Genomic DNA, 25,607 nt, shown 5'->3' on the forward strand with positions numbered 1-25,607 from the left:
GCTTCTCTTTATTTTGAGGAGATGATTAGTGTGAAACGAATAGTAGACCAAGCAATTTACGAAAAGCATGTTAGCCAAGGAAATAAAAACCTAGTCAAAGATTTTCTGATTGAAAAGAAAGCACAAGGAAAAGCGGCAAGCACTTTAAAGCAATACGGTTGGGATTTACGAATTATTTTGTTTCTAATACATCAACACTTCGGAAATAAAAATCTTATTGATTTAACGCGTAAAGATATTCGAAATTTATCTATTATTTTTCAAGATATGAGGATGTCTAATGCTCGTGTGAACGGATTAATGAGTGCATTAAGGTCCGCGTTAGAGTTTTGTGCGGATGATGATGACTATGATTATGAATTTAATGTAGGTTCACGGGTACGTGGTTTACCTAAGAATCCAGTTAGAGAAATCACTTTTATAACAGAAGAACAAATTGAGTGGTTAATCGATGAGCTAATAGCACAAGAAAGATATATGTTAGCAACGTATTTAGCACTTTCTTATTACAGTGCAGCTAGAAAGAATGAGGTATACCAGGTTCAAAAAGAAGGGCTGACAGAACAATATTATACAAATGTGGTACGAGGAAAACGGGGTAAGAAGTTTAGATTATATTACAATCACCGGGTGCAGAAATGCATTCGTTTATATATAAATCAGCGAGGTAAGGATACTATTCCAGATTTGTTTGTGCGTGTGTATAAGAATGGTGAGAGAAAGAGATTGAACAAGAGTGTATTTAATTATTGGTGCGATATATTTGCTAAGATGCTGAACAAAAAGGAAGGGAAGGAATTTAAAATGAATCCTCACTGTTTCCGCCATAGCAGATTAGATAATTTAAAAGTACAAGGTGTTCCACTTGAAAAATTAAAATCACTCGCTAATCATTCTGATATTTCAACGACTGAATCTTATCTGAAGGATAGAAGTGAAGAAGATATTGCAGAGATATTTGGAATGGACCCAAGTTATTTCGCAGCATAAAAGGAGGCTGAATAAATGTCAGAACAAAAAAATGATGACTTTAAAGAATTATTAGTTGGATTAACCAGAGTGGAAACCAAACTAGATACACTTGGTAATGTTAAGGATGTTGCAATTGAAGCGCAGCAGTCAGCGAAAAGTGCTCATTTAAGAATTGATCGATTAGATAAGTTAGTGTTTTGGATTGGTACTACAGTAGTTGGGGCTATTATCACCGGTGGGATAATGGCTCTTTTTAAATTCGCAGGGAAGTGATCGTATATACGGTCACTTTTTTTATTTGGAGGAGGTGAGAGTATGAGGAACTTTGATGCAGCTTCAATTAGTCGCTATGTCGTATTAGTGATTGCTGTGATTAATAGTGTCTTAAATCTTGTGGGATACCAAACGATTGATGACAAAATGACAAATGATTTAGTTGCTGTAATTACAGGAGCATTCACTTTGTATATGGCGTGGAAGAACAACTATTTGAGCAACAAAGGATTACAACAAAAAAATGTATTAGAAAAAAATGACTTACACTAAAAGGAGATGTTTAATAATGGAAATCAGAAAAAATTTAGTTGATGCAAGCAAATATGGTACTAAGTGCCCTTATACAATGAATCCAGAATTCATTACTGTCCACAATACTTATAACGATGCTACAGCAAATAACGAAGTGGCTTATATGATTCGTAATGATAACCAAGTATCGTTTCATATTGCGGTAGACGATAAAGAAGCTGTACAAGGTATTCCTTTAGAGCGTAACGCTTGGCATTGCGGTGATGGTGGCGGTAACGGAAATCGTAAATCTATTGGAGTTGAAATCTGTTACTCTCTAAGTGGTGGAGATCGATATTATAAAGCGGAGGATAATGCAGCTATCGTCGTAGCTGGGCTCATGAAACAGTACAATATTCCAATTAGTAAAGTTCGCACACATCAATCATGGAGTGGAAAGTATTGTCCTCATCGTATGTTAGCAGAAGGACGTTGGAATAGTTTTATTGAAAGAGTCCAAAATGCATATAACGGTGGAGGTAGTCCAGTAATGCCAACTCCTATTCCACCTTCAAACGATGGTACAAAAGTTGCTTACATTAATGGCGATAACGTGAATTTACGAAAAGGACCTGGAACTGGATATGCAGTTATTCGTAAGTTAGGTAAAGGAGAATGCTACCAAGTATGGGGTGAGTCAAATGGTTGGCTAAACTTGGGTGGCGATCAGTGGGTATATAATGATTCATCATATATTCGTTATACAGGAGAAAATGCACCAGCTCCTTCTAAACCTTCAAATGATGGCATTGGTGTAGTAACTATTACAGCTGATGTATTACGTGTTCGTACTGGTCCAGGAACTAACTATGGTGTCGTAAAAAATGTGTACCAAAGTGAAAGATATCAATCTTGGGGATATAGAGACGGTTGGTATAATGTTGGCGGCGACCAATGGGTTTCTGGTGAATATGTGAAGTTTGAAAAATAAAACATACTATGTAACAGCAAGTGAAGCCTATGTGTATGTAAAGTAAGTTAAAACAAATGGTGGCGTAGTCCCATTAGTAGTTCATGGAGCATTTATTTTATTCCGAGCTGGAATGGCAGCCAGTATCTATGAGCAAGAAAAATATAGAAAAAAATAAAAAAGGGTACGTTAATCAAATAACGTATCCTTTTTCTTATAAAATACGAGGTATGTATAGCAATGACCCAATACAATGCTTAAATATATTCATACTTTGTGAGTGACCCCCAAAAAAGGAAGCGTTTCCGTACCCCTTTAAAATATACCATTTCCGTCATAATCTCCTGTGATTTCCAATTCTGCTTCATGTACAGCTTGATCATCTTCAGGATTTTCTTCATCTACATACTTTCTACACTTTGCGTATAACCAAATATTCATAGGACGGTTATTTACAACCTCAAGTTCATCAAAATCAAAGTCTGCATGCCTATCTAAATAATCTTCAATGATTTTCTGTAAATCTTCTTCGTTAATCTCTATTTTTCGTTCTACAAATCCTTCTTTGCTATAATATTTGACCGGATATACATCACGCATCGTTTATCTCCTCCTATTTATCTTTATACAAAGGCGGAGCACACCTTATGAGTAGTAAGGATGTGCTACATTCAGAAAGTGTGCGATTTAGGTAATTCTACTTGGCTTGTTGAACAAATAAGAACCGCAAATCCATCATAACATACAGTAGGAAAACGAACATTCCCCCTTTTTTTGAGGGGACTTTTGTTAGGCCATCCTAACAAAAATAAAGAGATGAATTATATTAATTATGATAGTAAAATATGTACGCTGAAGTTGGGGTCCAAACTCTTACTTTTTTGCTCATTTATAACCTGTATTTAAGGGGTTTTAATTTTTAAAAATTTGTTAGGACGGACTGACACTTTTACCCTAACATTTTTTTATAGTAAAAAAATGTCCAAAAACAAAATAATTACTTCTAATAATAAATAGCCCCGTTTTTAACGGAGCTACATCCAAAAGTCATCATAATGTACATCTTTGTTAGTTAATTTCTTCAATGCTTTTATAATCTTTTGTGCATTTTTCATGGTTGGCGAAAATTTATCTCCTTGGCATACACGACTAATAGTCGATTTACTTACCCCGCTTCTTTCCGCTAATTCCTGTTGAGTAATTTTGTTTTTCTCCAGAAAATTGGAGAGCTTCGATTTTCTCCCTTTACCAGAAATAAGCCATCCCATTTTATCACTCCTGTTTTAAATTCTTAGTACAAGAGTGGTCAAAGATTTCATTTTTTAAACATCTCAAAAATAGGAAATTTAAACACTATGAAAATCTTCGCTTCAACAAAGATAGTTTCTTCCCTGGTTCTTCAGCATAAAACCGCATGTAGTCACACATCAGAATATTGATTAATTTTTCAGCTGTAAAACCGTGCATAGGGAAACTATGAGCCATATCCGAAAAAAACACTTCAATTCGTCTTAATATCCGTCTATCAATTTTTACAGAAATTGTACCGTATCGATCGTCATTTTCATTAAACTCCAAATTAAAATCCGTATAATGTTTCTTGCTCTCTAGGATTTGATACAGCTGCTCCATACTATTTTTAGAGCGTATATGTTCAAGAAAGTCCTCAACAAGTATCTCAGCTAGATCACTAGCATTACACTCGTAATCTTCCTCTTCCATATCTTCGATAATAATATTCATTCGAAATAAGTAAATTTTGAGCATCTTCACTTCAAAACGGTACTTCTCTTTTAACTTCCATTCAATTTTCGTTCGCTCCCACCAATTACTAGCACTCATAAGCTGTATTTCTTTCGTCATAACGTCGTATTTACTATACATGCGCTCACTCCCTACATGGTGCGTAATGCAAAGCATAAAATACGTGTTGCAGCTGCTCTTTGCGAAACTCCCCATTCAATCGCTAATTGGACAAGCTTAGAGTGCGCTCCTTGCTCCAATTTTGCGTGAATGTACTTTTTGGTGTCCTTATATTCATACGCATGTATTTCACTAATATAATCAATTCCGAGATGTTCTGTGATCAATTTAGACATGTATTGTGTAGTAGTTATATTTTGTTGGAACGCTGAAGATCTTATTAATTGTCTTTGTATTTCATTTACGGGGATTTTTACATCTTTCTTTTTGTCAGAACGAGTTTTACGAGGTTGTTGATTTGTTATTGTAGTAGATTTTCTAGAAAAACTAAACATAGGGTTAACATTGCTCATGATGCTCTCCCCTTTCAAATTCAACCTCCTCCCCCCTCTGTATTCTCAGGGACATAATTCCAACATGCTATCGTTCCTGCTGTTTTTGAGAGGAGGGAGGAAGGAGTAAAATTTTTCTTACATAAAGCTTTTATCTAAATTAGCTAGTAAATCCATAGCATTATCAACGACTTCTTCAGAAGGCTTTTCATCTACTCCTGCATCATTCTGTATGCCATGAGTATTTATATTGATTAGTAACTTCTTAACTAATTGAAGTGGATCTTCTTCTCCTGCAACTTCAGCAAGTACCTGGTACATTTCTAATCTCTTTTTAATTTGTTTATTTACATACCCTTTTTGTCCTTTACCTTGTTCCTCTAATCGAGTTACGAAGTTATACAGAACCTTGTCATTGTTTGGATTTAGCTCAATTTGAAGCTTTTTCTTTTGTAAGTTTGTCAAAGACATCACATCCTAAATAGTAGTATCCTAATAGGTTAGCTTCTTGACCGTTTTCTAGAACCGCAAATGTTGGGAATTGCTCTTTTTTCTTCTCAATACGCTTTTTATGAAGAGCAGCCATTCCACCAGTCCAGACGATTTTATCGTATACAGCTAAGTTGAACTTTTGAGAAACTTCACGTAATGCTGCATCAAAATGACGTTGTAACTCTTCATCAACCTTCTCAGCTACGTCTTTATGAGTGTATAAATCGTATAGAGAGCCGTTGTACTTATAGCCATTCTCAAGAATATAGTGCATGTTCGACACGCTTAAATCAGGTGTTTCACCAATGTTATCGCGAACGATTTGTTCAATAGCCATAAATGCTTTCTCACAGCCTAATTCAGTTCCTAAACGATCAATAACAGCATTACCAGACATATCAGTAACATCAAATGTGCCAAACCCACCATCGATAATAAGAATACGATCTTCTTTATTAATAATTTCTTTCTTCACTAAGTAATACTGAGTGCCGACGGGTTGCGGAATAACTAAGCATTGTTTCACTTTAATTGTGATTAACTGGCCATTTACTTTTACTGCTGTTTCTTCCATAGCTACTTTTTGAATCGATTCACGTTGATTACCAAAGTGTGATACTGGAAGACCTGTAACAAGTAACGGAATTGTAACGTTCTTTTTAAAGTCTTTTGCAATGAATCCAAATAATTGCTTCTTAAATGTTGGATCCTCATAGCGCTTCGCTTTATTCTCGCCAAGGGCACGGATTAATGGTAGTTTGGATTTTCTAGCTTCTTCTCCTATGTAGTATGGGAAGTCAGTGTTTGTTAGTTCAATTTTCGTGAAACTAGCTTCATTGTAGTAGTCGTCTACAGGAGCCAACACAGATAATTCTGTAATAACATCTGCCTCTAGTGATTTATTTTTCTTTGAAGCGCGTTTTGTAAAGCCATTTCCTAAGTCAATCGCGTATGGATTTCCTAATAACATATACATTCCCCTTTCATAACCATTGATTAATCATTGGTATTTTGATTCTAACAGATATTTACGCTAGGTTTCAATAAAATATGCCAAAAACAACAAAATACAATTGATTAACCATTGGTTTGTACTTTTTGCGAGGTCGTTAGTCTTCGCAATGGCTTCGCTAAATTTATAAAATGCGTGTAGAAAGGTAGGGAAGCCATAAGCTTGTCCTCCCTAATATTCCTTAAAATCCCCTATATACTGAGTTTTAGAAGATATAAAAATAGTACGGTGTGTGAAATTTCACACTCTCATTAATTCCCTAGATCCTAGATCAAGCGAATTAAATTTATCTAAGGATTCTACAGCTCCAACAAATTCTAAAATCTTGGGTATTTCAAATTTAGATTGAAAATAAACTGTCTTTGCTCTTGGAACCTTTTGATCACTTTGCAATTTTTTAAATCCAACATTTAATTCATTGTTGAGGACCCGACCAATATTGTTTAATACATCAACTGATCCATGAATTCGTAATCGTGGACGGACTATCATTCTACCTTTTCTTTTTTCTCGAATTGTTCCTAAATCGTGTAATAATAGAATAAAAGTCTTTACGAACACTAGTTCATTAAAATCGCCTATCGGAAAAGAACGCTCCTCTTTAGTAACTTGGGACCATCCCATTTCAACTAGCATGTTCACTAAAGGGTGATTTAAACATACTGCTCCTTCCCAATAAGGTTCATCGCCTCCATATTCGCAATATCTTATAGACCAACTTCTTTCAACCAACTCTGAAAAACGAGCAACAATCCATTTTCTTTGACTTCTTATTGAGAAACTGTCATTTCGTTTGGAACCGTATCTCCATGCGATAGCTAATACTTCTGCAAATTCATCTGTTGTAACAAAGTGATCAAATCGTAATTGTTCTTCTTCAGTAAATTTGAACTTTCTCGGCATACGTATTCATCCCCTATATGACATTAATCTTTTTTGTATTTCTTTAATACGTCTTCTAAACGTTTACGCTCTTCTTCAGAAGCTTGTCCATTGTCTTCCATAGTTGATGATCCAGTATCTTCCTCGCCAACCCATTCTGGAACCATTTCTTTACGTACAGTTTTCTTTTTAGGAGTATAGCTGCCCTTAGTTTTATTTTGATTTTTCTTATTACGATGTTTTTCTTCGTATTTTTGAATATCTTCTAATGTCTCGCAATTATCAGCATTCCAATTAGCGATAGTTTTCTTTATGTATGCAATAGGTTTATCTGCTTCTCCATCAATAGCACGTTTAATTGATTCGAATACTAATACTGCATTTTCTTCTTCACACATTTTAGTTAATTCAATTTTTGCGTACTTAGTTGTTTTGAAATATTGATTATAAAAATTAATAATGAGATTAGGGATACTCTTACCTACATACTTACTAAAGTAATTAAAATCGTTCTGTATATTAAATACTTTTGTATACGCTAAAGATTCTTTAGTCACGTGACTTAAATTTCTTAAGTCACCGTTTTCGGATGAACCCCTATTTTCCTGGTGACTTAAGTTTTTTAAGTCACCAACTGGTTGTGGAGTTTTTTCTTCCTCTTTTTTTGCTTTCTCAGATGCTTTTTTCTCTTTTCGTTTTTTTCTTTCTTCCTCTTTTTTTGCCTTTTTCTTTTTTCGTAGATCCTCTATTTCAGCTTTATACATCCAATTATCAGTTGTTAATTCTGGTTCTAATACATACAAACGATTGGCGCCATCTTTTACAGGTTCTTCGTCCAATAAGCCCACATCATGAAGCTGCTTTTTAGCTTTGATAGCTATTGGCTCTGATACCATAAGCATATAACTTAGCTCAGTGTTATCAGCGATGCAATAAATATATCCTTCGTTATCCACGTATGTATCTTTACTTTGTGAAGTTTGAACAGATAGTTTGTAACGATCACGTAAAATAGAATATAAGACACGAGCATTGTTATCTAGCTTTCTATATTTTGGTTCATAGAATAAGTACTGAAACAATTGAAAATATAAATCTTTACTTGCTTTTTCACCATCAATACGACGGTCACGTTTGCTTTTTGACATAATAAAAAATCCTCCAATTTCCACCCCGCCCAAAAATGGGTATAGGAAAATAGAGGATTGTAGTTCACATTTTTTAAAGTATATGCTATCATAGACGTAGCGATACAACTTTAAATATGTTCATACAAACCTCGATCTCCAGTTTCCAATTTTCATCGGTTTAGTAGGCGGACAAACTTACATCAACCTTTGAAAATTTCGTCGGGGTTTTTCTATTTGTTTTTTTAATTTATATGAAAAATTTACATTTGCAATTTATATATCTACTCTTTTTATGATAGCAGAACTTTGTTGAAAAAAGAAGAGTAAAAGAGAAGACCGTCAAATAAATGACGGTCTTCTTTGTGGATAAGTAAGGATATCCACAAGTTGAATTTATTATTTCACACCTAAAGGTATTGATTTGAGTCTTTATATCGTAATGAAGCATTTATAAATTCCCTAAAGAAAAGACACCCTAAGGTGCCTTCCTTCGACTTGATAACCACTTTAATTTTAATAACGAGAGAGTTAATAGAATACTACCCAATTCCTATTTTACCATATTTATCTATATTATTCATTGAGAAATAATAAAAGCACTCTTTCGAGTGCTCATTTTATGCAGATGCAGAAGCCTTATCTTTACGGAAGATTCCCATTAATCCACCGATTAATAATAAAATACCTGGTAAGATATAGAATACGAAGATACAAATAAATCCTCCGATTGCTGCGATTGTCATCATGATACCGCCAGCTTTGGCTTTATTTCTCACGACTATAGATCCAACAATTCCTAAAATAGATAGACCTACCGCAGCCCAACCTAACCCGATAATAGAATCAGCTCCTTCAGCTTCAAATGCTGCTCCCATTCCACCTATCATTAAAGCTAAAACAGCACCTAATACTCCAAAAATACCACCAATAAGTCCTAATACAAATTCAGTTGTTCGTTTCAAAATAAACACTCCTATTTAATTATTGTAGATTAATTCTCACTTCTTTTTTAGATAAAAAATTGGGTTTGAAGATTAATTGGAGCTTCGGGTCATCTTTCTTTGTTTCGAAAGCAATAGTTCCAGTGATTTTTCCGTTTGGAGCTAATTTACCAGAATTCAATTGAGTCTCTTCATTAACCATTGTAAACGCTTGGTCTACAATGTTACCTTCGCTATTTTGCAGGTTAAAATCGAATGGGTTGTAACTGATTTCTTTCTTTCCGCCATTCTCTATGGTTAAGTTAGCAATTATAAACTCTTGTCCTTCTTTAGGTTTGTCGAATTCGCCACCTTGGGATTTTTCAACATTAGAAACTGTTAATTTATAGTCTCCTAGTTGAATCGTTTCACCAACTTTAAACTCTTTGCTATCTTCTTTTTTAGTATCTGTTTGCTCAGTTTTTTGGTCGCTAGATACTTTTTTTGCAGTTTCCTCAGTTTCGCTACATGCAGCTAAGCTTAAAGCTAATGTGCCTGTTAAAGCTAAGGTACCAAGTTTCTTATACATGTTATTACCTCCAGTTATGTAAAATGTAAGATTTCCGAGCTTATCATAGCAAACATTTAATTATAATATTGTCATATTTTGTCGAACAGAAATGAAAAAAGCCCCTAACAAATTGTTAAGGGCTGCGGAATGGTACCGCAATCTAGGGAGTCGCCCTAGTTGTGGATGATAAACTGCAAACGTTAGCAATGGCATGAGCTTTCGTAGCAGTTAGTCAAAGCGGATTATAGCATTTCCTTGAGTTGGTTGATACGAGTAAAACATGGTTTACATTACAATTAATGGATATGTAATATTGCATATTTCCGAATAACCGCATAAAATCAATGGAAATAGTCAAAAATTCACTAATTTCTGACTTTACAAGAATATTTTACCGCTAGTCTATATTAAAATCCAAATGTACTATATACTCAAATGCAACAATCCAAATAGTTACATTTTTGGGTTATATGTAAAAAGAGAGCGTAATGTTCTCTAAGGTGTCAATGCTTCGGATTTTAAATATAAGAGTTTAAAAGGCTGTAAATTTTGTCGTTACATTATCTCTATGGACTTAATCATTTCTGAATTTAAAATTGCTTACAAGCGAAAATGAAAGGTGTGATAGCTACATGAAATACTTTTTAATTAAGTAAGTATATTCGACTAAAAGATTGAGCGCTTTCTTTTTAGGTTCTGTATCTAAATCGGATATTTGATCTAAAATGACTTCGAACTGTGGAGGCATTCGATATGTCCTGCCAACTAGGTTATCGAGGCTGACATTGTATATATCACTAAGTTTAATGAGAGTTGATACATCTGGTTCAGACCGTCCTGCTTCCCAGTTTGTATATGTTGAACGGACAACATTCAAACGGTAAGCGACATCATTTTGTGTTAATTTGTTTTTCTTGCGAAAGTATACTAGTCGTTCGCTAAGCAATGACTATTCACCGCCCTTTATAATCTTCGACAATTATAAGCGAACGAGTGGTAATAATGGTATATATTCGAATGGTATGATTAATTATGTGACCTTTATGTTATGTGAAGATTCATTATGAGTCTGTGTAGAAATAAAAGGAACGAGAGTTCGTATTTGTGGTAAAATATTCATACAGGTTCAAAAAACGATGAAATGCATAATTGCATTTTTTATTCCATGTAATACATAAAACGTTGATACAAAGCGGTTTTTCAATTTTCTCAATAGTTTTCAGACTATTATACGACAGAATTTTGGGAAATTTGTGGTATTATGATAACAATAAAAAACGGAACGAAAAAAAGACTCACAGCGTGTGTAAGAGTGATTTGGCCCACTCTTACACCGTTCGCCCGACTCACGAGGGGAACATCTGCCATAAGTCTCTTTTCGGTCACTACACGAGTAACATTTACATTATAACATGCCGATATTACTAAATCATTACTGTGGTATTATTTTTCCTTTAAAAAAGTTGAGAAAACGAGCGAAGTCTTTGTTCCAATGGGAGGAGCAAAAGGGATGCAAGAAAGTACAATAGTAAAAACAAAAGAGCAAACTATGAAGAACTTATTAAAAAAAATCAATGATGATTTATTCGCATCTAAAATTACTAACTGTGAGTTAGCTTTGTATTTAGGAATAGCTCAAAGTACCTTATCAAGCATACTAAATGGAAAAACAGAAATTAGTTTTATTTATCTAGTAAAGATCATTATGAAACTGTATGATAAATCTTTTGTATCAATGGAAGAACAGATGATATCCGACTATTTAGCATTTGCAAAACCGGAAAATAAACGGGAAGCTTTTGAATATGCTGCATTTCAAAGACAATTCGATTCTTTGAAAGAACTTATAGAGTCAGAAAAAAATTCTCCAACAATCGCTAACAAAGAGTGCGCGAAGGTTTATGATATTATATATACACATTTTAAAGTTAATGAAAAATATGAACCGGCAGATTTTTATGATGATCTTGAATCGTGTAAAAATGAAATTACAACAAATGAGATGAAAATCCTAACTAGTATTTTGATGTGCCAAGCTTTATACCAAATGAAAGAATATAAAAGGTTATTCAAGCGTATAACTCCTGTCGAAACTAAAGTTAAAAAAATATTTAACAATTACAAACGTGATAGTTACTTAGCAAGAATTAAAGAGGGTTTAATTGTAACTTATATGATGCAAAATAAAGTTGATTTGGCACGTGCTATTTGTAATGATCTATTAGAAATTTGCGACAAAAATCCTGCCTTTATAATTCAAAAAGCCAATTCTTTATATAATATCGGAGAGTCTTTTTTATTTGAAAGTTATTCACGAGCGAAATTTCACCTTGAACAATCACTTTTAATTCTGGAAACAAATTTCTCTGAAGGTGATAAAGACATAGAAAGAAAGAAGAAAAGAATAAAAAGCACAATCATTTTCTTGAAGATTCATCATTACCGAGACTTAGATACATTGCCTGATATTTTGGATGATGATGATCAAGCTTATTTAGAATTTAAGAGAGGTAACTATCAAGCGTCAGAGTCTATTTTACTGAAAATGAAAGAAACAAAAGGTTATCTTAATGAGTTTCAGACACTCTTCTTAGGTTTAGCAAGAAATGACCGAGAATTAATCGAAATCTCACATAGAATGTTTATCGAAAAAAAGAGCCTTTTTTACGCAAATCTCCCTAAAATATACTTGGGTTAATATTCAAAAAATGGTATAATAATCTTATGTGAAAGAGGTGAATTGATTGAAGAAATACTTAATGATTCTCCCAATATTAGCTTTTGTGGGTATGATTACTTTTAATATTAATTACAAGATAGATCAAAAAGAATATACAATGTCTGAGCCTAAAGTTGCTATGATGTCCGAACCAGGTGGCGGAGGCTGGTAAAATTTAATATAAAATGTAGAGTTGCGATTATCCAAAAGGGGTAATCGCATTTCTTGATTTTAGAGGGCGTTCGAAGTTTATTGTGAAAAGCTAACTTCGAAAGTATGTGAATGATTCACAAACTATAAAGATTACATTGGAGGATTTAGGGATGGAGAAATTAGAGAATAAAACTGTAGTAGATAAATTCGGGGACGTACTAAAAGAAGTAATGAACAGTGCTGAGAAAGGGGATTCAGTATCTTTTGATATACTAGCAGAAATAAAAAAAGCGGTTGGTAGCAACTAAAGCTATCAATCGCCGGATATCTTAACTAAGTTAGTAATAAGATCTAAAAGTTCTTTTTGCTTCTCAGGTGATTTTGTTTTAACTTGCATCATAAGTCTTTCCCATTCGTCTTTTGCAGCGACGTCAGGGTTCTTCTCATCTGATTCGCCTAGTACATAAGAAACAGATACATTAGCAAGTTTTGCAATTTCTAAGCTCATCTTTTTAGATGGGCATTTTGTACTCTCTTCATTTTCCCACATCGAAACAGCTGATCTACTCTGTATCCCTAAAGCTTCAGCAAATTCCCTTTGACTAATTCGCAGTATGTCAGTTCTTATATCTTTCACACGTCTACTAATTAATTTGTAATCCATACTTTATATTCCCCTTAATATTTATTAGTAATTTTTATTTACTAACACTAAAAATAATTATATAAATACATTTCCTATATCTTAAATTTAACAAATATGTTCTCGAAATGACAACACTTTTAAAAACTTTTATTTTTTATAATTTTGGGGTTCTCAAAAAGAGACCTCTTGTGATATACTCAATTTAACGAAACGAACAAAGGGTGATACCGAATGAAATTAAACACTGAAAAGATCAGAGAACTTAGACTTTCTAAAGGTTTCACACAGATTGAAGTAGCTGAAACAATAGGTTACACAAATAGGAATTCATATTCTCAAGTAGAAACAGGAAAACGTGAACCTAACTTACATAGATTGTCTTTGTTAGCTAATCTGTATGAAGTAACCATCGATGAATTGATGAAGTAGTATATTTTTTTGCCTTTCAGGTCTCTAAATGAGACGTCTCAAAAAACGAATGATGAGGAGAGTAAAATGGATCAATTAGCAGCAGTAAATGAAACGCCAGTACATGCTGAGTTAGTATTTGAAGTTAATGGAAAGGCAGTAACAAATAGTTTAACGATTGCTGAGGTGTTTTGTAAAAATCACGCTGACGTACTAAGAGATATTAGAAAACAAATGGAATATGCAGGTTACGAATTTTCACTAAGCAATTTTGCGGAGCGAACTTATGAGAGCAGAGGACGTTATTATCCGAAAATTGATATGACAGAAGAAGCCTTTACATTAGTTGTTATGAGTTACAACACAAGAGAAGCTGTTCAAATGAAGATTAAGTTTATTCAAGAGTTTAAAAGGATGCAAGAATATATTCGCAGCAAACCTAAAGCGATGAACGCAAAAGAAAGTATCCTGGCCAATATGAAAATGACTATTGAGTTAAATGGAGAAGTCGATAGTCTGAAAAAAGATGTAGAGAAAATGAGAAGTGATATAGATAAACGTATCACGCTTGATTATGGACAGCAGCAAGTAATTAGAAACGCTGTAAATAAACGAGTACATAATCTATGGAATGAAAACAAGATAGATAAGGAATTGTACGCTACAACAAGAAAAGTGTACTCCGCTTTATGGAAGAACCTAAAAGATGCTTACCAAGTGAATGCTTATCCTAATATACTTCAAAAGGATTTTGGGGAAGCTCTCAGTTTTATAGAAGGATGGCGCCCGTTATTTAACGGTAGTAAAACCGCTTAGGAGGTAGAAAGATGATTGACTTAAATAGTTTTGCAGATGGGGCCTTATTTGAAAGAGTAAATATTGAATTAAAGAAGGTTTTGGAGAACATTGCAGACCCAAATACCGACCCTAAAAAGGTAAGGAAAATTAATATTACGATTGCAGTAGCAGGTGATCAGCAACGAGATGTACTGAATTGTAAGGTACAAGCTAAAACAACGTTAGTTCCTGCAACAGAAGTTGAATCTAAAATTGTTATGGATTATGACAATGAAGGTAATTTAGTAGGACAAGAACTTGTTTCTGGAGTAATTGGACAAACCTTTTATGATCCAGGTGAAGAAGTAATAAAAAATGATGTAGGCGATAAAGTTGTAGATTTACGTCAACAATCAACTAACTAAAAAAAGAAAAGGGGAAATGAAAAATGATTAAAGCAGCAATTGAATATGTAGTTGGATTGGGAAATACACGTATTGAGGAGATTAATGGACAAAAGTTATCAACACAACCTATGCATGTTATTAAGAAACCGACAGCAAAAACAATCACTGTAAATAATCTTTCTGGTTTAGTTGCCTATATTAAATCGCAGTTTGATGGAGATCATCCATTAATGGTTCATATTGAAAGTCCAACAAGTGTTTCTTGCTTCACGCAAATTAACAATGACTATAATCGTAGTAATTTTATTCAAGTAGAAGCATTATTACCGCGTTTTTCATTTGAAAGATACCATGATGTAGAGAATTTTAATATTAGTTTACAGTCTGCATTTGTACCGAATTCAGATCGTGATTTAATGCTCAAGCTTGTTGGAAATGTCAAGGAAGAGGCTGTAAATACAATTGGTGACGATGGTGTTTCTCAAAGTGTCGTAGCAAAAATGGGCGTTGCTACTGTAGGGAATGTGAAAGTACCTAATCCGGTTTTATTAAAGCCATACAGAACATTTGTTGAAGTTGAACAACCAGAAAGTAATTTTATATTCCGAATGCGTAAAGGTCCAGAATGTGCATTATTTGAAGCGGACGGTGGCGCATGGAAACTAGAAGCAATTGACAACATTAAAGAGTATTTAACTGCTGAATTAGCAGAGGAAATTGAATCTAAAAAGGTATTTATTATTGCGTAATGGACATTGTCTTAGTTGAGAGTACCAATGCCGTGTGTATCTTTGGTTTAGGACTTGGATTACTAGCATTAGCAGCATACAAAGGCGGTAGCTTCATCGAGCGAAAACTCGATGAAGATGACCGTAAACAAGAACGGGAAGTGAATGTAATTGGGAATAAGAGACAGAGTGCTTCCTGAGCATGTACAAAGAGCTGAACTTTTAGAGGGAAAGCTTCGAGAATATATGATGAATCGTAAGTTATTACTTTCTCAATGTGAAAGAGCAATGAATTCTGGTGAGTTTACAGCTGCTCAAGAATTAAAAACACTATGCGACAAACAATCTAGTGAAGCAGTTGCGATTGAATCGGAACTTATGGACCTGTACATGCAAAAGCAGAAGAGTGATCAACAAAATAGAAATAAAGAAAGAAATGAAGTTTTGAAAGTTGCTAAGCATCTAGAAGAAGTTAGTGGAAGTTCGAAGATAGTAGAAGAAATCAAAAAAAGTGTATAAAAAATACCCATTTGCGAGATGGGTAGTTAAGAAAGAATTTACATTTGCAATTATAACACATTAGTACACATAAACGCACTAGCGGCCATGCAATAAGTGCATTAAATATAAACGATAAAAAATTAAAGGTTGGGAGTTGAAATTTATGTTCAGTGCGTTGTTTGACAATAGTGAATGGTGCGATATTTGCGGTGATGTAATACCAGAATCCGATGTAACAAATATGCACATTGAGGGATGCGAAAAAACGTTATGCAAATCTTGCCGTGGTGAGATGGAAACCAAATTAAAAGTGATAGATGTCAATGTTTTAGTAGACATGTTAAAAGCGTTAATTACCAAATATGGACGCGATAAGGTTCGTCAGTTTGATCTAATTAAGGCAGAACAATATGTGAAAGAAAATAACATTACTTTAAACATAGAAAAGCGTGGTGGGCAATTTAACCAAGAAAAATCAGGTGAATTTGTCTCACTCTCTACAAAAGAAATACTAACGATTATAACACTTTTACAAAGGAAGATCGGAACTCATTTATGGATGAATGCAGTTATCGGATCAATATTAGAACGCGGATTCACTGCAACACTGCAAATGCAGTTAGAAGGTGAGCACCATGACGGAACAACTGACACTGTTACTGAATGATTCTATAAAACAACCAGATATAGTACAAAGTGCTCCTTTTGATATAAAGAAGGCGCATGTAAAACAAAGGCGAGGATTGGCGAGCTTTGTAGATGTCATGGCTATTATTCCATGCGACGTCTGGAGCGCGGACGAACTGCCTCGCTCTACAAAACAGGATAATCACTTTGACATGTTCATGGATTATGTCAAAGCTATATGGCGTTATAAGAGAAGTGAAGACAAAAGTTTTCATTGGGATTCCGCAGAGAGGATTTGCTGCGCGGCTAGGGAATCGCAAGAGCCACAGCAGCTAAGAATCTATTTAGATAGTGGATTTAGACCGCAATATGTAACTAAATATCTTAAATAACGAAAGGATGTTAATTACTATGGAAGCTGATTTTATTGGTGCGTTAGATGCAATGAGAGCTATTAAGAATGGATTGAAAACAATGCAAGATTGGGATGATATATACCTCGTAATTAATGAAGAAGATAGTATTTATGCAATTTGTGATGATCCAGCTAAGTTTGTCGAAGGTCGTTGGGACAGTTGGGGAGCAGGACATGATCCGGTTGTATATGCAAATGAATTTAAAATATATCAATATCAACATGCTAACAGAGCATCTGATGTTAGTAAAAACGGGTTCTATAAACCAGTCAAGTTTAAAAATGGAAAAACGACTTATGCAAGAAAAGAAATTCAAATGAACGGAGCATACATCGTTAATTTTTGGGTTTAGTACAAATTAAGGAGGAATTAAATATGAAAGTGACTTTAGTGAATATAAATATGACGGAAATCATTGCACCGTTTATTGCAAAAGGGGAATGGGTAGCGTTTGAAGGCAAAGACTACACAATGTTTGCAGCAGTAGAAGATATTGCTTTTATCGATCAGAATGGCGGTATTGCATTATATGGAACGTGGGGTAACGAATCGGTTATGAGTGTAGGAGATAAGGGATGGCAGTTTGCTGATCAGTGCCGAAAAGCAACAGAAGATGAGCAGTATTGGGAAGAACGCCGCAGAGTATTCGCTGCTAAAGGTAGAAAAAACAACGAATTCCATCCTGGCGACTTCGTTAGTAACGATAAACGTGTTTTAACTGTACAACATCAAGATTCTGAAACGGGACTTGTAGCAGTACTGGTCAATAATTCAGATGAAAGGTTCCAAATAGATCCTAAAGAACTAGAAATCTACTTTTTCGCAGAAGATATGGCAGGTTAATCCGTTATGGATAAGGATACATTAATTGTTTTTGTAATATTCAGTCTTATTATAGCTATAGCAATTAGGGTATTCGATAAGATTCAAAAGTAAACAGCAGGTGAACAAAGCAATTGGAGAAACAAAGGATAATAAATCGATTAATAGATTTGAAGTGTTATAGGCTCAGAGACCGTCAATTGTGGGAATTGGACGAGCTAGAATTGACGGTCTTACTAATAGTTACAAATATAAAACAATTAAAGGGGATAAATAATATGAAATTTGAAATTACTTGCTTATGTGGAATGAATATACTGGCTAGTTTGGTTGAAAAGGAATTTGAAAATGAAGGTCCAGTTACATCTGTATTGCCAATTATTACAACGGAGGATAACGGGATTGGCGGAATCATGGTAAGCGCAGAAGAAAAAACTATTCATGTGAAATGCACGAATTGCAACAAAACGGCGCGCTTTTTGCTAGAAGTACCTTTGGAGATGATTAATCAAGAAAAAATAGCAGAAATGGATTGGTCAAAAGTCTCCTTTGTTGGACAGGAGGGAAACTAATGGATACTCCTACATACAAGTATCATATTTCAACGGTTTTTCCGCAGTGGAGATGTGACCATATTGTGTTTAAGGAAAGTGAAGAGAAAGCAAAATACCACTATTATAAACAATTTAAAAAGCAGCACTTTATAGATATGCCATTCGAACAATTTGAAAGGTTCATTAGTTGCAAGTATCTGGGAGTAGTAGATATTAGTACACTTTTTGGACAAGAAGCACCATTTCGAAAAATGTGTAACTACAGAAGAATACCATTTGCTAAACGCGGGATGCGTGTCGAAGTACAGGGAAGACAAGGGACGATTGTCGGGAATTGCAAAAATGATTTGTACGTTATTTTAGATGGAAATCCGCATAAGTTTAGATTTAATCCGTATTGGGAAATTGCATATTTTAATGAGAATGGTGCCATTATTAAAGATTATCGTAAAGGAGTGTATGCACAATGAGACATACAACTAACTTGCATATCATTACTAAAGAAGAAACAAGCCAAACATTTGATATTAGTGAATTAATGGAAATGCAAAAAGAACTTGATAGACGCATTGGTTATAAGGGTAATGACAAATTAGACATGCTGTTTCGTGCATTATTAGTGGAGATTGGCGAGGCTTGGAATGAAACGAGAGCATTTAAAATGTGGAGTGTAGGGTTTGGGACTCCTAAAGAAGGGCTGTTGGTTGAATTAGTTGATGGGTTTCATTTTCTCATGAACATTGTAATTGAATTAGATCGCCATACATTAAAGCGTAGAATAGCAGCAATGTTCCGCGAACAATACATTATGAAGAAAAATATATTAAGCGTCAATATGCTATTTGAATGGTATATGCAGGATATTTTAACCGCTAAACGTGCGTGGTGCCAATATAGAGATTTAAACGTAACTCTAACACATTTGCATAAGGCTTTTGGTATTTTCTTCCGTCTTTGTTACTTGTATGGGTACAAATTTGAAGATATTGTACAAGCCTACAAAGATAAAAATAAGGAGAACTTTGAACGTCAAGCAAGTGGATATTGAGTAAAGAGGAGGATGGGTTTTATGAAATCGTCATATGAATATTATGTCACTCCAGAAGATTATGAAGTAGCAGCTAAGCATGGGGTTAGTCGTAAATTATTAGAACATAGGATTAGAAATTTGGGTTGGGATAAAGATTTTGCAATGACTGAATCACCTCGAAAAGCTTCAGAATGGTCTAAAGTGAAAGAGATTGCTTTGAAAAATAATATAGGAAGAACCACATTTAAGGGAAGAAGAAAAAGAGGTTGGAGTTTAATAGATTCAATAACTAAACCTCCATTGAGTCGAGAGGAAACTTTGAAGCGTGCGAATGAATGTAATCGTGTATTGACGGATGAACAAATACAAAAGGCAAAGGAAAATGGCTTAAGATATAGCACAGTTTACGATCGGATTAAGAAATTGAAATGGAATATAGAAGAAGCGTTAACAACACCTGCTTTATCAACAAAAGAACGTATGCGGAGACTAAAAGAAAATTCTTGTTGGATTAGATTGTAAATTATATATAAATATTTGTTATTAAGTAGGTGGTGTAGTGGGATATACGTTCATATTTTTATTAGGCTGGATTATAGGCTTAATAACAGGATTATTAGAAAAAATAAATAGAAAAATTAAAGGGGAATAAAAAATGAATACAATTATTATTAAATTTGGACAAGGTACAGCAGCTTGGAAGGATATGCAAGATATTGCGAAAGTGTTACAAGAGAAAGGGTATTCTGTTGAACCGTATGAAGAAATTGGAACTGTAAAACTAACTAAGAAAATCAATGACGAATTAGTAGATAAGAAAAAGCAATTTAATTGTGATATTTGCTTTTTAAATAAGGATATTGAAGAAAAGTCTATTTATCAATTCGATAAGTCTGGTGACATTGTAGCGTGTATAGATTGTGAGAAACAAGCATTTGAACAGTCAAAAAAATAGCTATTTTGGAGGGGAATGAAAGTGGAGAAATGCAATTATGTTGGATGTAAAAATGATGCAACAACCAAGGGTTTTATATTCGCTAGAGATCCACAAGGCAGGAAGCATCTTCCTACAGATGTATACGCTTGCGATAAACATAAAAAGTCTTCCAGTTTTTTTGAATATAAAACAGCAAGAACAAACTAAACAAAATTTGAATTTTGTACAAAAACGGAGGGGAATAGAATGGTGAGAAGTTTAGATTGGGGCGGATTGAAAAGTAATTGGGAAGCTTTTAAAGAGTTCGTTCAAAGAGAAGGAAAAGGCACTAGCATATTAACGGAGTACTATTTTGTATTCAGAGAAGACGACTGCGGTGATGAAGCGTACATTTTTACAACGCATTCTGACTTAGATGATTGGCTATCGGAAATGTTTTGGCAATGGGAGCGTTATGATACTAGAAATGTTGAAGAATCGATGGATGATGTGTTTGTTTGGAAGTTAATTTCTGAAAGTGATTTTAAGCGTTTAGACACGCTATATAAGGGAGCAAGAAAAACATCGATTGAAATCAATGGAGAAAGATACTATAGAAAGTTAATAAAAGTATCTGTAGAGCCGACAGTTGTTGTTTCAACTAATTTTTATTAAAAGCGTTATTTGAGAGAAAAGGAGATGAATACATTGGCCCAACACTGTTTAAATTGTGGGAATAAGTTAGAGACGGTTAATTATGTTGAAACTTGCACTAAATATATTTGTTCTACGTGTAATGTACACTGGTTTCAATCTAGAAGAGTAGTTGTAGAGTGGACTAAACAAAAGATTAAAGCAGACAATACAAAATAGTTATTTGAATTAGTTTTATTAATAAAAAGAGCACACTTGTATATGTGCTCTCAATAAGGTAGATGAATGTCTCATGAAACAGAAAAATCCCAAAAGTTGTAATCAGATTTTCATGAGTAAATTTTTAATATTGTATTCCTTATGTGAATTTATGGAGCCTGTCATTAAAGAAACGATACGAGTTGGAGTTTTAACCCAAACGATATTTCATAATAAGCGAAAAGGAGCACACATATAAGCATGCTCTTTAATAAGAAAGGTAGATCTCTATGAGCGCAGAGACTACATACAATATCCATATGTTTGTTTCTTTTAAATGTGAAGAAAAAATCAACAAAAGGTCAATGTAAACTCAATAAAAATTCAACAAAAACGCTATTTGGTTGGACATTAAAAATACCATACGTACCCTAAAAAAAGTGAGAATACAACTAAAAGTATAAATAAAAAACATTTAAGAATTTTGAGTGATGTTTTCATTACTTAACTCCTGATTTTTGGTTATTTTATGTGGCTAGGTAGATATTTATACAACTAAACAAAAACTTCATTTTATCAGAAAGGTAGGATAATCAATGGCAAAACCAATTAGAACAAAGAAGCAACTAAACGAACGATTAGATTATATCCGTAGCATAGCAGAAGCTGAATGGTGCAATAGCGAAAAAGCACATGTAGAACAAGATAAATTGTTACGTGATGTTCTTGTAGGAATAACAAGTGGAGCTGAAAATCCTGTTTATTTGGCGGGTAGGGCCTTGGAAGTATTCAATATTGAGTTTAGTAGATGGTATTCGTAATTTGAACAAAAATTTCATTTTGTAGAAAAGGGGAATGTTAAATGTACTTTATGGAAAAAGAAGAGGATTTAGTTGGGAAAGAAATAGCTTTTACACACATGGCACAATTTGCTAAGGCTATTACGATCGTTACAAAAGATAAGGGAATATTAGTAGTTGAACAATTCCAAGATGATGGTAGCAGTGAAATCAGTATGTACGGTAAATACAACGCAAGAGCATATGTGTTAAAGCATAATTGGTTAAGAAAAACATTGCATGAAAAAGGGATAATCTCTCACGAAGAAATTGAAGAATACGAGAATGAAATACGCTTAGCGCATCAAAAACAACAAGAAGAATATAAGAAAAGACAAGAAGAACAAGAAAGACGAGATTATGAACGTTTAAAAGCGAAATTCGAAGATACAAATAACTAAAAGAGCAGCTAGCAAAAGCTAACTGCCCGGCTGGTTCTCCAAGGGGGAACTGGGAGAAAGTAACTTAATGGGTTGTCTACAGTATTGACGGAATATTGAGTTTTATTCAGGGGGGGAAGAGAAAATGACAGAAAAAGCGGAGCCTAAAATGGTTCCTATGGCATCTTACGGATGGAACAGAGAAAAACAATGTGTAGAATTCCAACTGTTAATAAACGAAGAGATATATGTAATGCCAATTTATGAGAAAGACGTAAGAGGCATGGAGACTTGGTTTCAGTTAAAAAAACATAACTTAATAAAATAATCCTTTTAATAGAAAGTGAGACTGATATAAATGGCATATAGCGGAGCACATGGACCTGCATTTGAAAATCTAATTAATTGGTCAAACGATATGTATAGAAATAATGAAATTGCATTAATTGAAAAACGAGCTACACCCGTTGTAGTTACGAAAAAATATAGGGATGGAAGAATTAAAGAAGGATATTACGAGAAAAAATCTACAGTGGATTATGATGGGATATATAAAGGTCGATTTATTGCATTTGAGGCCAAGGCTACTATAAAAGAAAAACGCTTTGATTTAAGTAATATAAAGCCTCACCAATACAAATGGTTACTACAAGCTGAGCAGATGGGAGCAATTTGTTTCATTTTATTGGAGTTTAGTAAAGAACATTCTATATTCTTAGTTCCATTTGCGCTAATTAAAGAGTATATGAAAGCAGCAGAAAATGGTGGTCCAAAATCAATAAAAAGAGAAGTATTTGATGAGAGAGCATATTTAGTAACACCAACTAATCGTGCGTTAGTAGATTACCTATATTATGTTGATAAGTTAGAATGGCCAAGTATTAGTTAAAGTAATAGAGGGTGAAGATATGAATGCTAAAGAGGCGCGTATCAAAGTTCTAAATATGCAGGATAAGTATTGTAAAAATTGTGAGTATAGATATCAGCAATTGGATCATTGTAGTTCAAATTGCACCATAGGGAAAGAAATAATAAAACTAGGCGCATTTCTAGGTGGCAAAGAAGAAGTGCAAAAGCGAAAAAGGAAAACGAAAGAAGAATGGGATAGAATTTGTGTGAAAGCTGCAGCTATGAGAGAAGACGGAATGACGTATACAGCTATTGCTAGATACTTTGGTATTGCAGATGGTAAAAATGTATCGGAGCAGCTAAAAAAAAGAGGATTAAATTAAAATTTCACTTACCGTATTAAAATGATAAATAAAAAAACAATGAAAGTAATAGTCCGCATTCAGAGGGCGTTTGTGTGTAGGAAAGCAATTTTTCCTGTATACAATTCAGCGTCCTCTTTTTATATAAAAGGAGGAACCTGGCTGATGAAAAAATTAATGCAGCAGTATATAGAAACAAGAAAAGAATTAGAAAATTCTAAGGTAGGCGCAACAGAAAAGGATATAAGTATTATCAATGGAATGATCAGTGATATTAATTACGCTCTAGAATGGATGCGTACTGCTAAACAGCCAGGGAAAAAAAGAGGAATTGAACGTAGGGCGGCATATGAACGTGAGAAACCATGTGACCCATTATTAATGCAAAGATATGTGCGTAGTACTGTAATGCCAGTATATGAATGGGATACAGCAGCAAAAGAAAGTGTTATCTCTGAATGGGACCGTATGCAGTTAGAAGATGCATTATCAACTTTAACGGATAGAGAAAAGGAAATATATGTAATGTCTAGAGGTCATGGTTTAACGATGGAAAAAATATCTAATTATTTAGGGGTGAAAAAAACTACTATTCAAAACCATTTAGAAAGAGCAGATAAGAAGATTGGAAAAAGAATAAATGAAAGTCTCTTCTGCATGTTTTGATTTTAGTTGCGAAAAATGTCGAAATTTGTGGTACAAATGCCCCCTATATATGAAAGGTTACCGAGACCTGTTCCGATGGTATCTGTTTTGGGTGACCAAGTGTTTGCTCGTATATAGATTCTATAGGGATGTTTTTTTCAATACACAATAAGCGATGGGATATTGCGAGTCTCATTGCTGCAAATCATTTAATAAAGGGGTTGATTCTCATGTAGTAAAAATTAAAACAAGTACACCACCTATTTAAAAAGACGTCGGAAGAAATACAAACGTCTTGATATGAATCCTTTATAATTCGATATCGGTCAACGAAGGCTATGCGACAGCCGAAGTATTGACTATACCTATTCAGAGGGAGGACTATTCTTAGTCTTCTCTCAGTCACTGAACGTAAAGTGCGTAGCTAAGAATACGGGAATGCAGTGGCTGAGAGAATGTTAAGAGTGATCTTGGCATTCGATTCACATAGACATATCCCCTTATGTTCGAACGTGAATTTCTCCCATCCCCTTTAATATTTTTATAAGCCGTAAAAGAACCGTCATTTTAATAGTGGCGGTTTCTTTTTTAAAGAAAGGATGAGGATATGAGTAATAAAGAAAATGTAGAAATAACAATTATAGCGAACAACGAATTGTTAGAGAAACAATTAAGAAATAGCACTTTAAGTGATGGAGCAGCTGTTAAGGAATTAAGAACAGTCACCATACCATTAAGCAACAATAAAATCATTAGTATTCCTTATTTAAAGAGTGAACTATAGCATCCATAATGGGTGCTTTTCTTTGTTATATAAAAATTACACATTAAAGATCGTTTAACTATGTTAGATGGATAACGAATGTATACAGCTATAGTAGACAAATTAGACACTTAAAAAGGAGGATGAAGGATGGATAATCAATATCTTGCGGAAAGAATCGATCGATTAGAAAAATTAGTTAATGATTTAGATAGTGTAAATCGAGATCAACAAAAAGTAATTAACGACTTATGTATGAGAATTGAAGGTGTAGTCAACACGATTGATCATTTAAAAAAGGAATTAAGCACTAAAATGAGCGTTCTTCCTAAAGATGCGCAAGAAAAGATAGAGAAGTTAAAGAAAGCTGCGGAGGGAATTGTAGATGGCTAATAACAAATTAAAGATTAACATTGATGTCGATACGACAGAAGCGTTAAAACAAATGAAGGAAGTAACTGAAGCTGCCAATGAATGTGTTGCTGCATTAGAGAGATTGGAG

43 protein-coding genes are annotated in these 25,607 nt (G+C 34.1%); 31 read left to right on the forward strand and 12 right to left on the reverse strand.

The genetic code is table 11. From position 1 onward, the window contains the following. Positions 1-30 precede the first annotated feature (30 nt). From QCI79_RS34395 to QCI79_RS34410, 4 genes are read left to right on the forward strand one after another with little or no spacing between them, the layout of a single operon-like run. Positions 31-990, forward strand: a complete 960-nt coding sequence (locus QCI79_RS34395) for a tyrosine-type recombinase/integrase (protein ID WP_016090410.1) — start codon at positions 31-33, stop codon at positions 988-990. A gap of 15 nt (positions 991-1,005) precedes the next feature. Continuing rightward, the gene (locus QCI79_RS34400) at positions 1,006-1,245 is read left to right on the forward strand and encodes a hemolysin XhlA family protein (protein ID WP_016090409.1); all 240 of its coding nucleotides are present in this window, start codon (positions 1,006-1,008) and stop codon (positions 1,243-1,245) included. Between the two features lie 42 nt (positions 1,246-1,287). Continuing rightward, on the forward strand, positions 1,288-1,518 hold the full coding sequence (locus QCI79_RS34405; protein ID WP_016090408.1) for a phage holin: 231 nt from the start codon (positions 1,288-1,290) through the stop codon (positions 1,516-1,518). A gap of 16 nt (positions 1,519-1,534) precedes the next feature. Further along, positions 1,535-2,470, forward strand: coding sequence for an N-acetylmuramoyl-L-alanine amidase (locus QCI79_RS34410; protein ID WP_016090407.1), 936 nt, complete (start codon positions 1,535-1,537; stop codon positions 2,468-2,470). 294 nt (positions 2,471-2,764) lie between these two features. On the opposite strand, the gene QCI79_RS34415 is transcribed toward QCI79_RS34410, so the two are convergent. The 11 genes from QCI79_RS34415 to QCI79_RS34465 all read right to left on the reverse strand — a co-directional run bounded on the left by QCI79_RS34415 (position 2,765) and on the right by QCI79_RS34465 (position 10,657). Continuing rightward, the gene (locus tag QCI79_RS34415) at positions 2,765-3,049 is read right to left on the reverse strand and encodes a hypothetical protein (protein WP_016090406.1); all 285 of its coding nucleotides are present in this window, start codon (positions 3,047-3,049) and stop codon (positions 2,765-2,767) included. Positions 3,050-3,483: 434 nt separating this feature from the next. Next, positions 3,484-3,717 (reverse strand): helix-turn-helix transcriptional regulator, encoded by a 234-nt coding sequence (locus QCI79_RS34420; protein WP_000539769.1) that lies wholly within the window; start codon positions 3,715-3,717, stop codon positions 3,484-3,486. 85 nt (positions 3,718-3,802) lie between these two features. After that, entirely contained in the window at positions 3,803-4,333 is a 531-nt protein-coding gene (locus QCI79_RS34425) for a hypothetical protein (RefSeq protein WP_016090405.1), read from the reverse strand. 11 nt (positions 4,334-4,344) lie between these two features. Next, positions 4,345-4,725, reverse strand: a complete 381-nt coding sequence (locus QCI79_RS34430; RefSeq protein ID WP_031303572.1) for a hypothetical protein — start codon at positions 4,723-4,725, stop codon at positions 4,345-4,347. Between the two features lie 117 nt (positions 4,726-4,842). Next, on the reverse strand, positions 4,843-5,175 hold the full coding sequence (locus QCI79_RS34435; protein WP_016090403.1) for a hypothetical protein: 333 nt from the start codon (positions 5,173-5,175) through the stop codon (positions 4,843-4,845). Next, positions 5,135-6,166 (reverse strand): ParM/StbA family protein, encoded by a 1,032-nt coding sequence (locus QCI79_RS34440; protein WP_016090402.1) that lies wholly within the window; start codon positions 6,164-6,166, stop codon positions 5,135-5,137. Before QCI79_RS34440 ends, QCI79_RS34435 begins: the two co-directional genes overlap by 41 nt. A gap of 282 nt (positions 6,167-6,448) precedes the next feature. Beyond that, positions 6,449-7,111, reverse strand: coding sequence for a hypothetical protein (locus QCI79_RS34445; RefSeq protein WP_016090401.1), 663 nt, complete (start codon positions 7,109-7,111; stop codon positions 6,449-6,451). A 23-nt stretch (positions 7,112-7,134) separates the two neighbouring features. Then, the gene (locus QCI79_RS34450) at positions 7,135-8,238 is read right to left on the reverse strand and encodes a replication initiator protein A (protein ID WP_016090400.1); all 1,104 of its coding nucleotides are present in this window, start codon (positions 8,236-8,238) and stop codon (positions 7,135-7,137) included. 599 nt (positions 8,239-8,837) lie between these two features. Continuing rightward, a complete protein-coding gene (locus QCI79_RS34455; protein WP_016090399.1) occupies positions 8,838-9,182 on the reverse strand; it encodes a DUF4064 domain-containing protein in 345 nt (114 codons plus the stop codon). A 19-nt stretch (positions 9,183-9,201) separates the two neighbouring features. Continuing rightward, the gene (locus tag QCI79_RS34460) at positions 9,202-9,729 is read right to left on the reverse strand and encodes a DUF4352 domain-containing protein (RefSeq protein WP_016090398.1); all 528 of its coding nucleotides are present in this window, start codon (positions 9,727-9,729) and stop codon (positions 9,202-9,204) included. 610 nt (positions 9,730-10,339) lie between these two features. Then, positions 10,340-10,657: a helix-turn-helix domain-containing protein gene (locus tag QCI79_RS34465; protein WP_016090397.1), complete on the reverse strand. Its 318-nt coding sequence runs from the start codon at positions 10,655-10,657 to the stop codon at positions 10,340-10,342. Positions 10,658-11,221: 564 nt separating this feature from the next. Here QCI79_RS34465 and QCI79_RS34470 point away from each other — a divergent pair. The 3 genes from QCI79_RS34470 to QCI79_RS34480 all read left to right on the forward strand — a co-directional run bounded on the left by QCI79_RS34470 (position 11,222) and on the right by QCI79_RS34480 (position 12,891). Further along, complete coding sequence (locus QCI79_RS34470; RefSeq protein ID WP_016090396.1) at positions 11,222-12,409, forward strand: AimR family lysis-lysogeny pheromone receptor; 1,188 nt, start codon at positions 11,222-11,224, stop codon at positions 12,407-12,409. 46 nt (positions 12,410-12,455) lie between these two features. Next, positions 12,456-12,602, forward strand: a complete 147-nt coding sequence (locus tag QCI79_RS34475) for a hypothetical protein (protein WP_016090395.1) — start codon at positions 12,456-12,458, stop codon at positions 12,600-12,602. Positions 12,603-12,753: 151 nt separating this feature from the next. Continuing rightward, complete coding sequence (locus QCI79_RS34480) at positions 12,754-12,891, forward strand: hypothetical protein (protein ID WP_016090394.1); 138 nt, start codon at positions 12,754-12,756, stop codon at positions 12,889-12,891. Positions 12,892-12,896: 5 nt separating this feature from the next. Here the strand turns inward: QCI79_RS34480 and QCI79_RS34485 are convergent, their stop codons facing one another. After that, positions 12,897-13,247 (reverse strand): helix-turn-helix domain-containing protein, encoded by a 351-nt coding sequence (locus QCI79_RS34485; protein ID WP_016090393.1) that lies wholly within the window; start codon positions 13,245-13,247, stop codon positions 12,897-12,899. A gap of 213 nt (positions 13,248-13,460) precedes the next feature. Here QCI79_RS34485 and QCI79_RS34490 point away from each other — a divergent pair, with 213 nt between their 5' ends. The 24 genes from QCI79_RS34490 to QCI79_RS34605 all read left to right on the forward strand — a co-directional run bounded on the left by QCI79_RS34490 (position 13,461) and on the right by QCI79_RS34605 (position 25,498). Continuing rightward, positions 13,461-13,658 (forward strand): helix-turn-helix domain-containing protein, encoded by a 198-nt coding sequence (locus QCI79_RS34490; protein WP_016090392.1) that lies wholly within the window; start codon positions 13,461-13,463, stop codon positions 13,656-13,658. A 66-nt stretch (positions 13,659-13,724) separates the two neighbouring features. After that, positions 13,725-14,453 carry a Rha family transcriptional regulator gene (locus tag QCI79_RS34495; protein ID WP_016090391.1) on the forward strand — a complete coding sequence of 243 codons (729 nt, stop codon included), beginning with the start codon at positions 13,725-13,727 and terminating at the stop codon, positions 14,451-14,453. A gap of 11 nt (positions 14,454-14,464) precedes the next feature. Continuing rightward, positions 14,465-14,839, forward strand: a complete 375-nt coding sequence (locus tag QCI79_RS34500; RefSeq protein WP_016090390.1) for a hypothetical protein — start codon at positions 14,465-14,467, stop codon at positions 14,837-14,839. Positions 14,840-14,862: 23 nt separating this feature from the next. Further along, complete coding sequence (locus tag QCI79_RS34505; protein WP_016090389.1) at positions 14,863-15,570, forward strand: hypothetical protein; 708 nt, start codon at positions 14,863-14,865, stop codon at positions 15,568-15,570. A gap of 32 nt (positions 15,571-15,602) precedes the next feature. After that, positions 15,603-15,749 (forward strand): hypothetical protein, encoded by a 147-nt coding sequence (locus QCI79_RS34510; protein WP_228225077.1) that lies wholly within the window; start codon positions 15,603-15,605, stop codon positions 15,747-15,749. Further along, positions 15,721-16,068, forward strand: coding sequence for a hypothetical protein (locus QCI79_RS34515; protein WP_031303570.1), 348 nt, complete (start codon positions 15,721-15,723; stop codon positions 16,066-16,068). The genes QCI79_RS34510 and QCI79_RS34515 overlap by 29 nt, the downstream gene beginning before the upstream one ends. 145 nt (positions 16,069-16,213) lie before the next feature. Beyond that, on the forward strand, positions 16,214-16,717 hold the full coding sequence (locus QCI79_RS34520; RefSeq protein ID WP_016090386.1) for a hypothetical protein: 504 nt from the start codon (positions 16,214-16,216) through the stop codon (positions 16,715-16,717). Further along, on the forward strand, positions 16,686-17,069 hold the full coding sequence (locus QCI79_RS34525; RefSeq protein WP_016090385.1) for a hypothetical protein: 384 nt from the start codon (positions 16,686-16,688) through the stop codon (positions 17,067-17,069). The genes QCI79_RS34520 and QCI79_RS34525 overlap by 32 nt, the downstream gene beginning before the upstream one ends. A 19-nt stretch (positions 17,070-17,088) precedes the next feature. After that, positions 17,089-17,445, forward strand: a complete 357-nt coding sequence (locus tag QCI79_RS34530) for a hypothetical protein (protein ID WP_016090384.1) — start codon at positions 17,089-17,091, stop codon at positions 17,443-17,445. Between the two features lie 23 nt (positions 17,446-17,468). Beyond that, positions 17,469-17,936, forward strand: coding sequence for a hypothetical protein (locus QCI79_RS34535; RefSeq protein ID WP_016090383.1), 468 nt, complete (start codon positions 17,469-17,471; stop codon positions 17,934-17,936). A gap of 113 nt (positions 17,937-18,049) precedes the next feature. Then, positions 18,050-18,487, forward strand: a complete 438-nt coding sequence (locus QCI79_RS34540; protein WP_016090382.1) for a hypothetical protein — start codon at positions 18,050-18,052, stop codon at positions 18,485-18,487. Continuing rightward, a complete protein-coding gene (locus QCI79_RS34545; RefSeq protein ID WP_016090381.1) occupies positions 18,487-18,939 on the forward strand; it encodes a hypothetical protein in 453 nt (150 codons plus the stop codon). Before QCI79_RS34540 ends, QCI79_RS34545 begins: the two co-directional genes overlap by 1 nt. Beyond that, a complete protein-coding gene (locus tag QCI79_RS34550; protein WP_016090380.1) occupies positions 18,936-19,517 on the forward strand; it encodes a dUTP diphosphatase in 582 nt (193 codons plus the stop codon). The genes QCI79_RS34545 and QCI79_RS34550 overlap by 4 nt, the downstream gene beginning before the upstream one ends. A 21-nt stretch (positions 19,518-19,538) precedes the next feature. Continuing rightward, complete coding sequence (locus tag QCI79_RS34555) at positions 19,539-20,021, forward strand: hypothetical protein (RefSeq protein WP_016090379.1); 483 nt, start codon at positions 19,539-19,541, stop codon at positions 20,019-20,021. A gap of 133 nt (positions 20,022-20,154) precedes the next feature. After that, a complete protein-coding gene (locus QCI79_RS34560; protein ID WP_016090378.1) occupies positions 20,155-20,454 on the forward strand; it encodes a DUF8088 domain-containing protein in 300 nt (99 codons plus the stop codon). 228 nt (positions 20,455-20,682) lie between these two features. Then, positions 20,683-21,090 (forward strand): hypothetical protein, encoded by a 408-nt coding sequence (locus QCI79_RS34565; RefSeq protein WP_016090376.1) that lies wholly within the window; start codon positions 20,683-20,685, stop codon positions 21,088-21,090. Positions 21,091-21,863: 773 nt separating this feature from the next. Further along, the gene (locus QCI79_RS34570; RefSeq protein ID WP_016090480.1) at positions 21,864-22,088 is read left to right on the forward strand and encodes a hypothetical protein; all 225 of its coding nucleotides are present in this window, start codon (positions 21,864-21,866) and stop codon (positions 22,086-22,088) included. Between the two features lie 41 nt (positions 22,089-22,129). Beyond that, entirely contained in the window at positions 22,130-22,507 is a 378-nt protein-coding gene (locus QCI79_RS34575) for a hypothetical protein (protein ID WP_016090481.1), read from the forward strand. A 124-nt stretch (positions 22,508-22,631) separates the two neighbouring features. Then, positions 22,632-22,814 carry a hypothetical protein gene (locus QCI79_RS34580; RefSeq protein ID WP_016090449.1) on the forward strand — a complete coding sequence of 61 codons (183 nt, stop codon included), beginning with the start codon at positions 22,632-22,634 and terminating at the stop codon, positions 22,812-22,814. 30 nt (positions 22,815-22,844) lie between these two features. Next, a complete protein-coding gene (locus tag QCI79_RS34585; RefSeq protein WP_016049864.1) occupies positions 22,845-23,375 on the forward strand; it encodes a Holliday junction resolvase RecU in 531 nt (176 codons plus the stop codon). A 19-nt stretch (positions 23,376-23,394) separates the two neighbouring features. After that, entirely contained in the window at positions 23,395-23,718 is a 324-nt protein-coding gene (locus QCI79_RS34590; RefSeq protein WP_016090448.1) for a hypothetical protein, read from the forward strand. A 144-nt stretch (positions 23,719-23,862) separates the two neighbouring features. Next, positions 23,863-24,363: a sigma-70 family RNA polymerase sigma factor gene (locus QCI79_RS34595; RefSeq protein ID WP_016090447.1), complete on the forward strand. Its 501-nt coding sequence runs from the start codon at positions 23,863-23,865 to the stop codon at positions 24,361-24,363. Positions 24,364-24,949: 586 nt separating this feature from the next. After that, positions 24,950-25,126: a hypothetical protein gene (locus tag QCI79_RS34600; protein ID WP_016049868.1), complete on the forward strand. Its 177-nt coding sequence runs from the start codon at positions 24,950-24,952 to the stop codon at positions 25,124-25,126. A 129-nt stretch (positions 25,127-25,255) separates the two neighbouring features. Beyond that, positions 25,256-25,498, forward strand: coding sequence for a hypothetical protein (locus QCI79_RS34605; protein WP_016049869.1), 243 nt, complete (start codon positions 25,256-25,258; stop codon positions 25,496-25,498). The last annotated feature ends 109 nt before the right edge of the window (positions 25,499-25,607 follow it).

The sequence above is a fragment of the Bacillus cereus group sp. MG1 genome, from assembly GCF_040460035.1.
GTDB lineage: Bacteria > Bacillota > Bacilli > Bacillales > Bacillaceae_G > Bacillus_A > Bacillus_A cereus.

Coding starts and splice junctions, on each gene's coding strand:
- QCI79_RS34425 (WP_016090405.1), bottom strand. CDS start 4,333: ATGTATAGTAAATACGACGTTATGACGAAAGAAATACAGCTTATGAGT.
- QCI79_RS34490 (WP_016090392.1), top strand. CDS start 13,461: ATGAAATTAAACACTGAAAAGATCAGAGAACTTAGACTTTCTAAAGGT.
- QCI79_RS34410 (WP_016090407.1), top strand. CDS start 1,535: ATGGAAATCAGAAAAAATTTAGTTGATGCAAGCAAATATGGTACTAAG.
- QCI79_RS34545 (WP_016090381.1), top strand. CDS start 18,487: ATGGATACTCCTACATACAAGTATCATATTTCAACGGTTTTTCCGCAG.
- QCI79_RS34450 (WP_016090400.1), bottom strand. CDS start 8,238: ATGTCAAAAAGCAAACGTGACCGTCGTATTGATGGTGAAAAAGCAAGT.
- QCI79_RS34505 (WP_016090389.1), top strand. CDS start 14,863: ATGATTAAAGCAGCAATTGAATATGTAGTTGGATTGGGAAATACACGT.
- QCI79_RS34435 (WP_016090403.1), bottom strand. CDS start 5,175: ATGTCTTTGACAAACTTACAAAAGAAAAAGCTTCAAATTGAGCTAAAT.
- QCI79_RS34590 (WP_016090448.1), top strand. CDS start 23,395: ATGAATGCTAAAGAGGCGCGTATCAAAGTTCTAAATATGCAGGATAAG.
- QCI79_RS34550 (WP_016090380.1), top strand. CDS start 18,936: ATGAGACATACAACTAACTTGCATATCATTACTAAAGAAGAAACAAGC.
- QCI79_RS34580 (WP_016090449.1), top strand. CDS start 22,632: ATGACAGAAAAAGCGGAGCCTAAAATGGTTCCTATGGCATCTTACGGA.
- QCI79_RS34405 (WP_016090408.1), top strand. CDS start 1,288: ATGAGGAACTTTGATGCAGCTTCAATTAGTCGCTATGTCGTATTAGTG.
- QCI79_RS34525 (WP_016090385.1), top strand. CDS start 16,686: ATGACGGAACAACTGACACTGTTACTGAATGATTCTATAAAACAACCA.
- QCI79_RS34460 (WP_016090398.1), bottom strand. CDS start 9,729: ATGTATAAGAAACTTGGTACCTTAGCTTTAACAGGCACATTAGCTTTA.
- QCI79_RS34585 (WP_016049864.1), top strand. CDS start 22,845: ATGGCATATAGCGGAGCACATGGACCTGCATTTGAAAATCTAATTAAT.
- QCI79_RS34565 (WP_016090376.1), top strand. CDS start 20,683: ATGGTGAGAAGTTTAGATTGGGGCGGATTGAAAAGTAATTGGGAAGCT.
- QCI79_RS34605 (WP_016049869.1), top strand. CDS start 25,256: ATGGATAATCAATATCTTGCGGAAAGAATCGATCGATTAGAAAAATTA.
- QCI79_RS34420 (WP_000539769.1), bottom strand. CDS start 3,717: ATGGGATGGCTTATTTCTGGTAAAGGGAGAAAATCGAAGCTCTCCAAT.
- QCI79_RS34600 (WP_016049868.1), top strand. CDS start 24,950: ATGAGTAATAAAGAAAATGTAGAAATAACAATTATAGCGAACAACGAA.
- QCI79_RS34485 (WP_016090393.1), bottom strand. CDS start 13,247: ATGGATTACAAATTAATTAGTAGACGTGTGAAAGATATAAGAACTGAC.
- QCI79_RS34400 (WP_016090409.1), top strand. CDS start 1,006: ATGTCAGAACAAAAAAATGATGACTTTAAAGAATTATTAGTTGGATTA.
- QCI79_RS34500 (WP_016090390.1), top strand. CDS start 14,465: ATGATTGACTTAAATAGTTTTGCAGATGGGGCCTTATTTGAAAGAGTA.
- QCI79_RS34535 (WP_016090383.1), top strand. CDS start 17,469: ATGAAAGTGACTTTAGTGAATATAAATATGACGGAAATCATTGCACCG.
- QCI79_RS34445 (WP_016090401.1), bottom strand. CDS start 7,111: ATGCCGAGAAAGTTCAAATTTACTGAAGAAGAACAATTACGATTTGAT.
- QCI79_RS34440 (WP_016090402.1), bottom strand. CDS start 6,166: ATGTTATTAGGAAATCCATACGCGATTGACTTAGGAAATGGCTTTACA.
- QCI79_RS34570 (WP_016090480.1), top strand. CDS start 21,864: ATGGCAAAACCAATTAGAACAAAGAAGCAACTAAACGAACGATTAGAT.
- QCI79_RS34470 (WP_016090396.1), top strand. CDS start 11,222: ATGCAAGAAAGTACAATAGTAAAAACAAAAGAGCAAACTATGAAGAAC.
- QCI79_RS34415 (WP_016090406.1), bottom strand. CDS start 3,049: ATGCGTGATGTATATCCGGTCAAATATTATAGCAAAGAAGGATTTGTA.
- QCI79_RS34520 (WP_016090386.1), top strand. CDS start 16,214: ATGTTCAGTGCGTTGTTTGACAATAGTGAATGGTGCGATATTTGCGGT.
- QCI79_RS34595 (WP_016090447.1), top strand. CDS start 23,863: ATGAAAAAATTAATGCAGCAGTATATAGAAACAAGAAAAGAATTAGAA.
- QCI79_RS34575 (WP_016090481.1), top strand. CDS start 22,130: ATGTACTTTATGGAAAAAGAAGAGGATTTAGTTGGGAAAGAAATAGCT.
- QCI79_RS34480 (WP_016090394.1), top strand. CDS start 12,754: ATGGAGAAATTAGAGAATAAAACTGTAGTAGATAAATTCGGGGACGTA.
- QCI79_RS34555 (WP_016090379.1), top strand. CDS start 19,539: ATGAAATCGTCATATGAATATTATGTCACTCCAGAAGATTATGAAGTA.
- QCI79_RS34560 (WP_016090378.1), top strand. CDS start 20,155: ATGAATACAATTATTATTAAATTTGGACAAGGTACAGCAGCTTGGAAG.
- QCI79_RS34495 (WP_016090391.1), top strand. CDS start 13,725: ATGGATCAATTAGCAGCAGTAAATGAAACGCCAGTACATGCTGAGTTA.
- QCI79_RS34530 (WP_016090384.1), top strand. CDS start 17,089: ATGGAAGCTGATTTTATTGGTGCGTTAGATGCAATGAGAGCTATTAAG.
- QCI79_RS34430 (WP_031303572.1), bottom strand. CDS start 4,725: ATGAGCAATGTTAACCCTATGTTTAGTTTTTCTAGAAAATCTACTACA.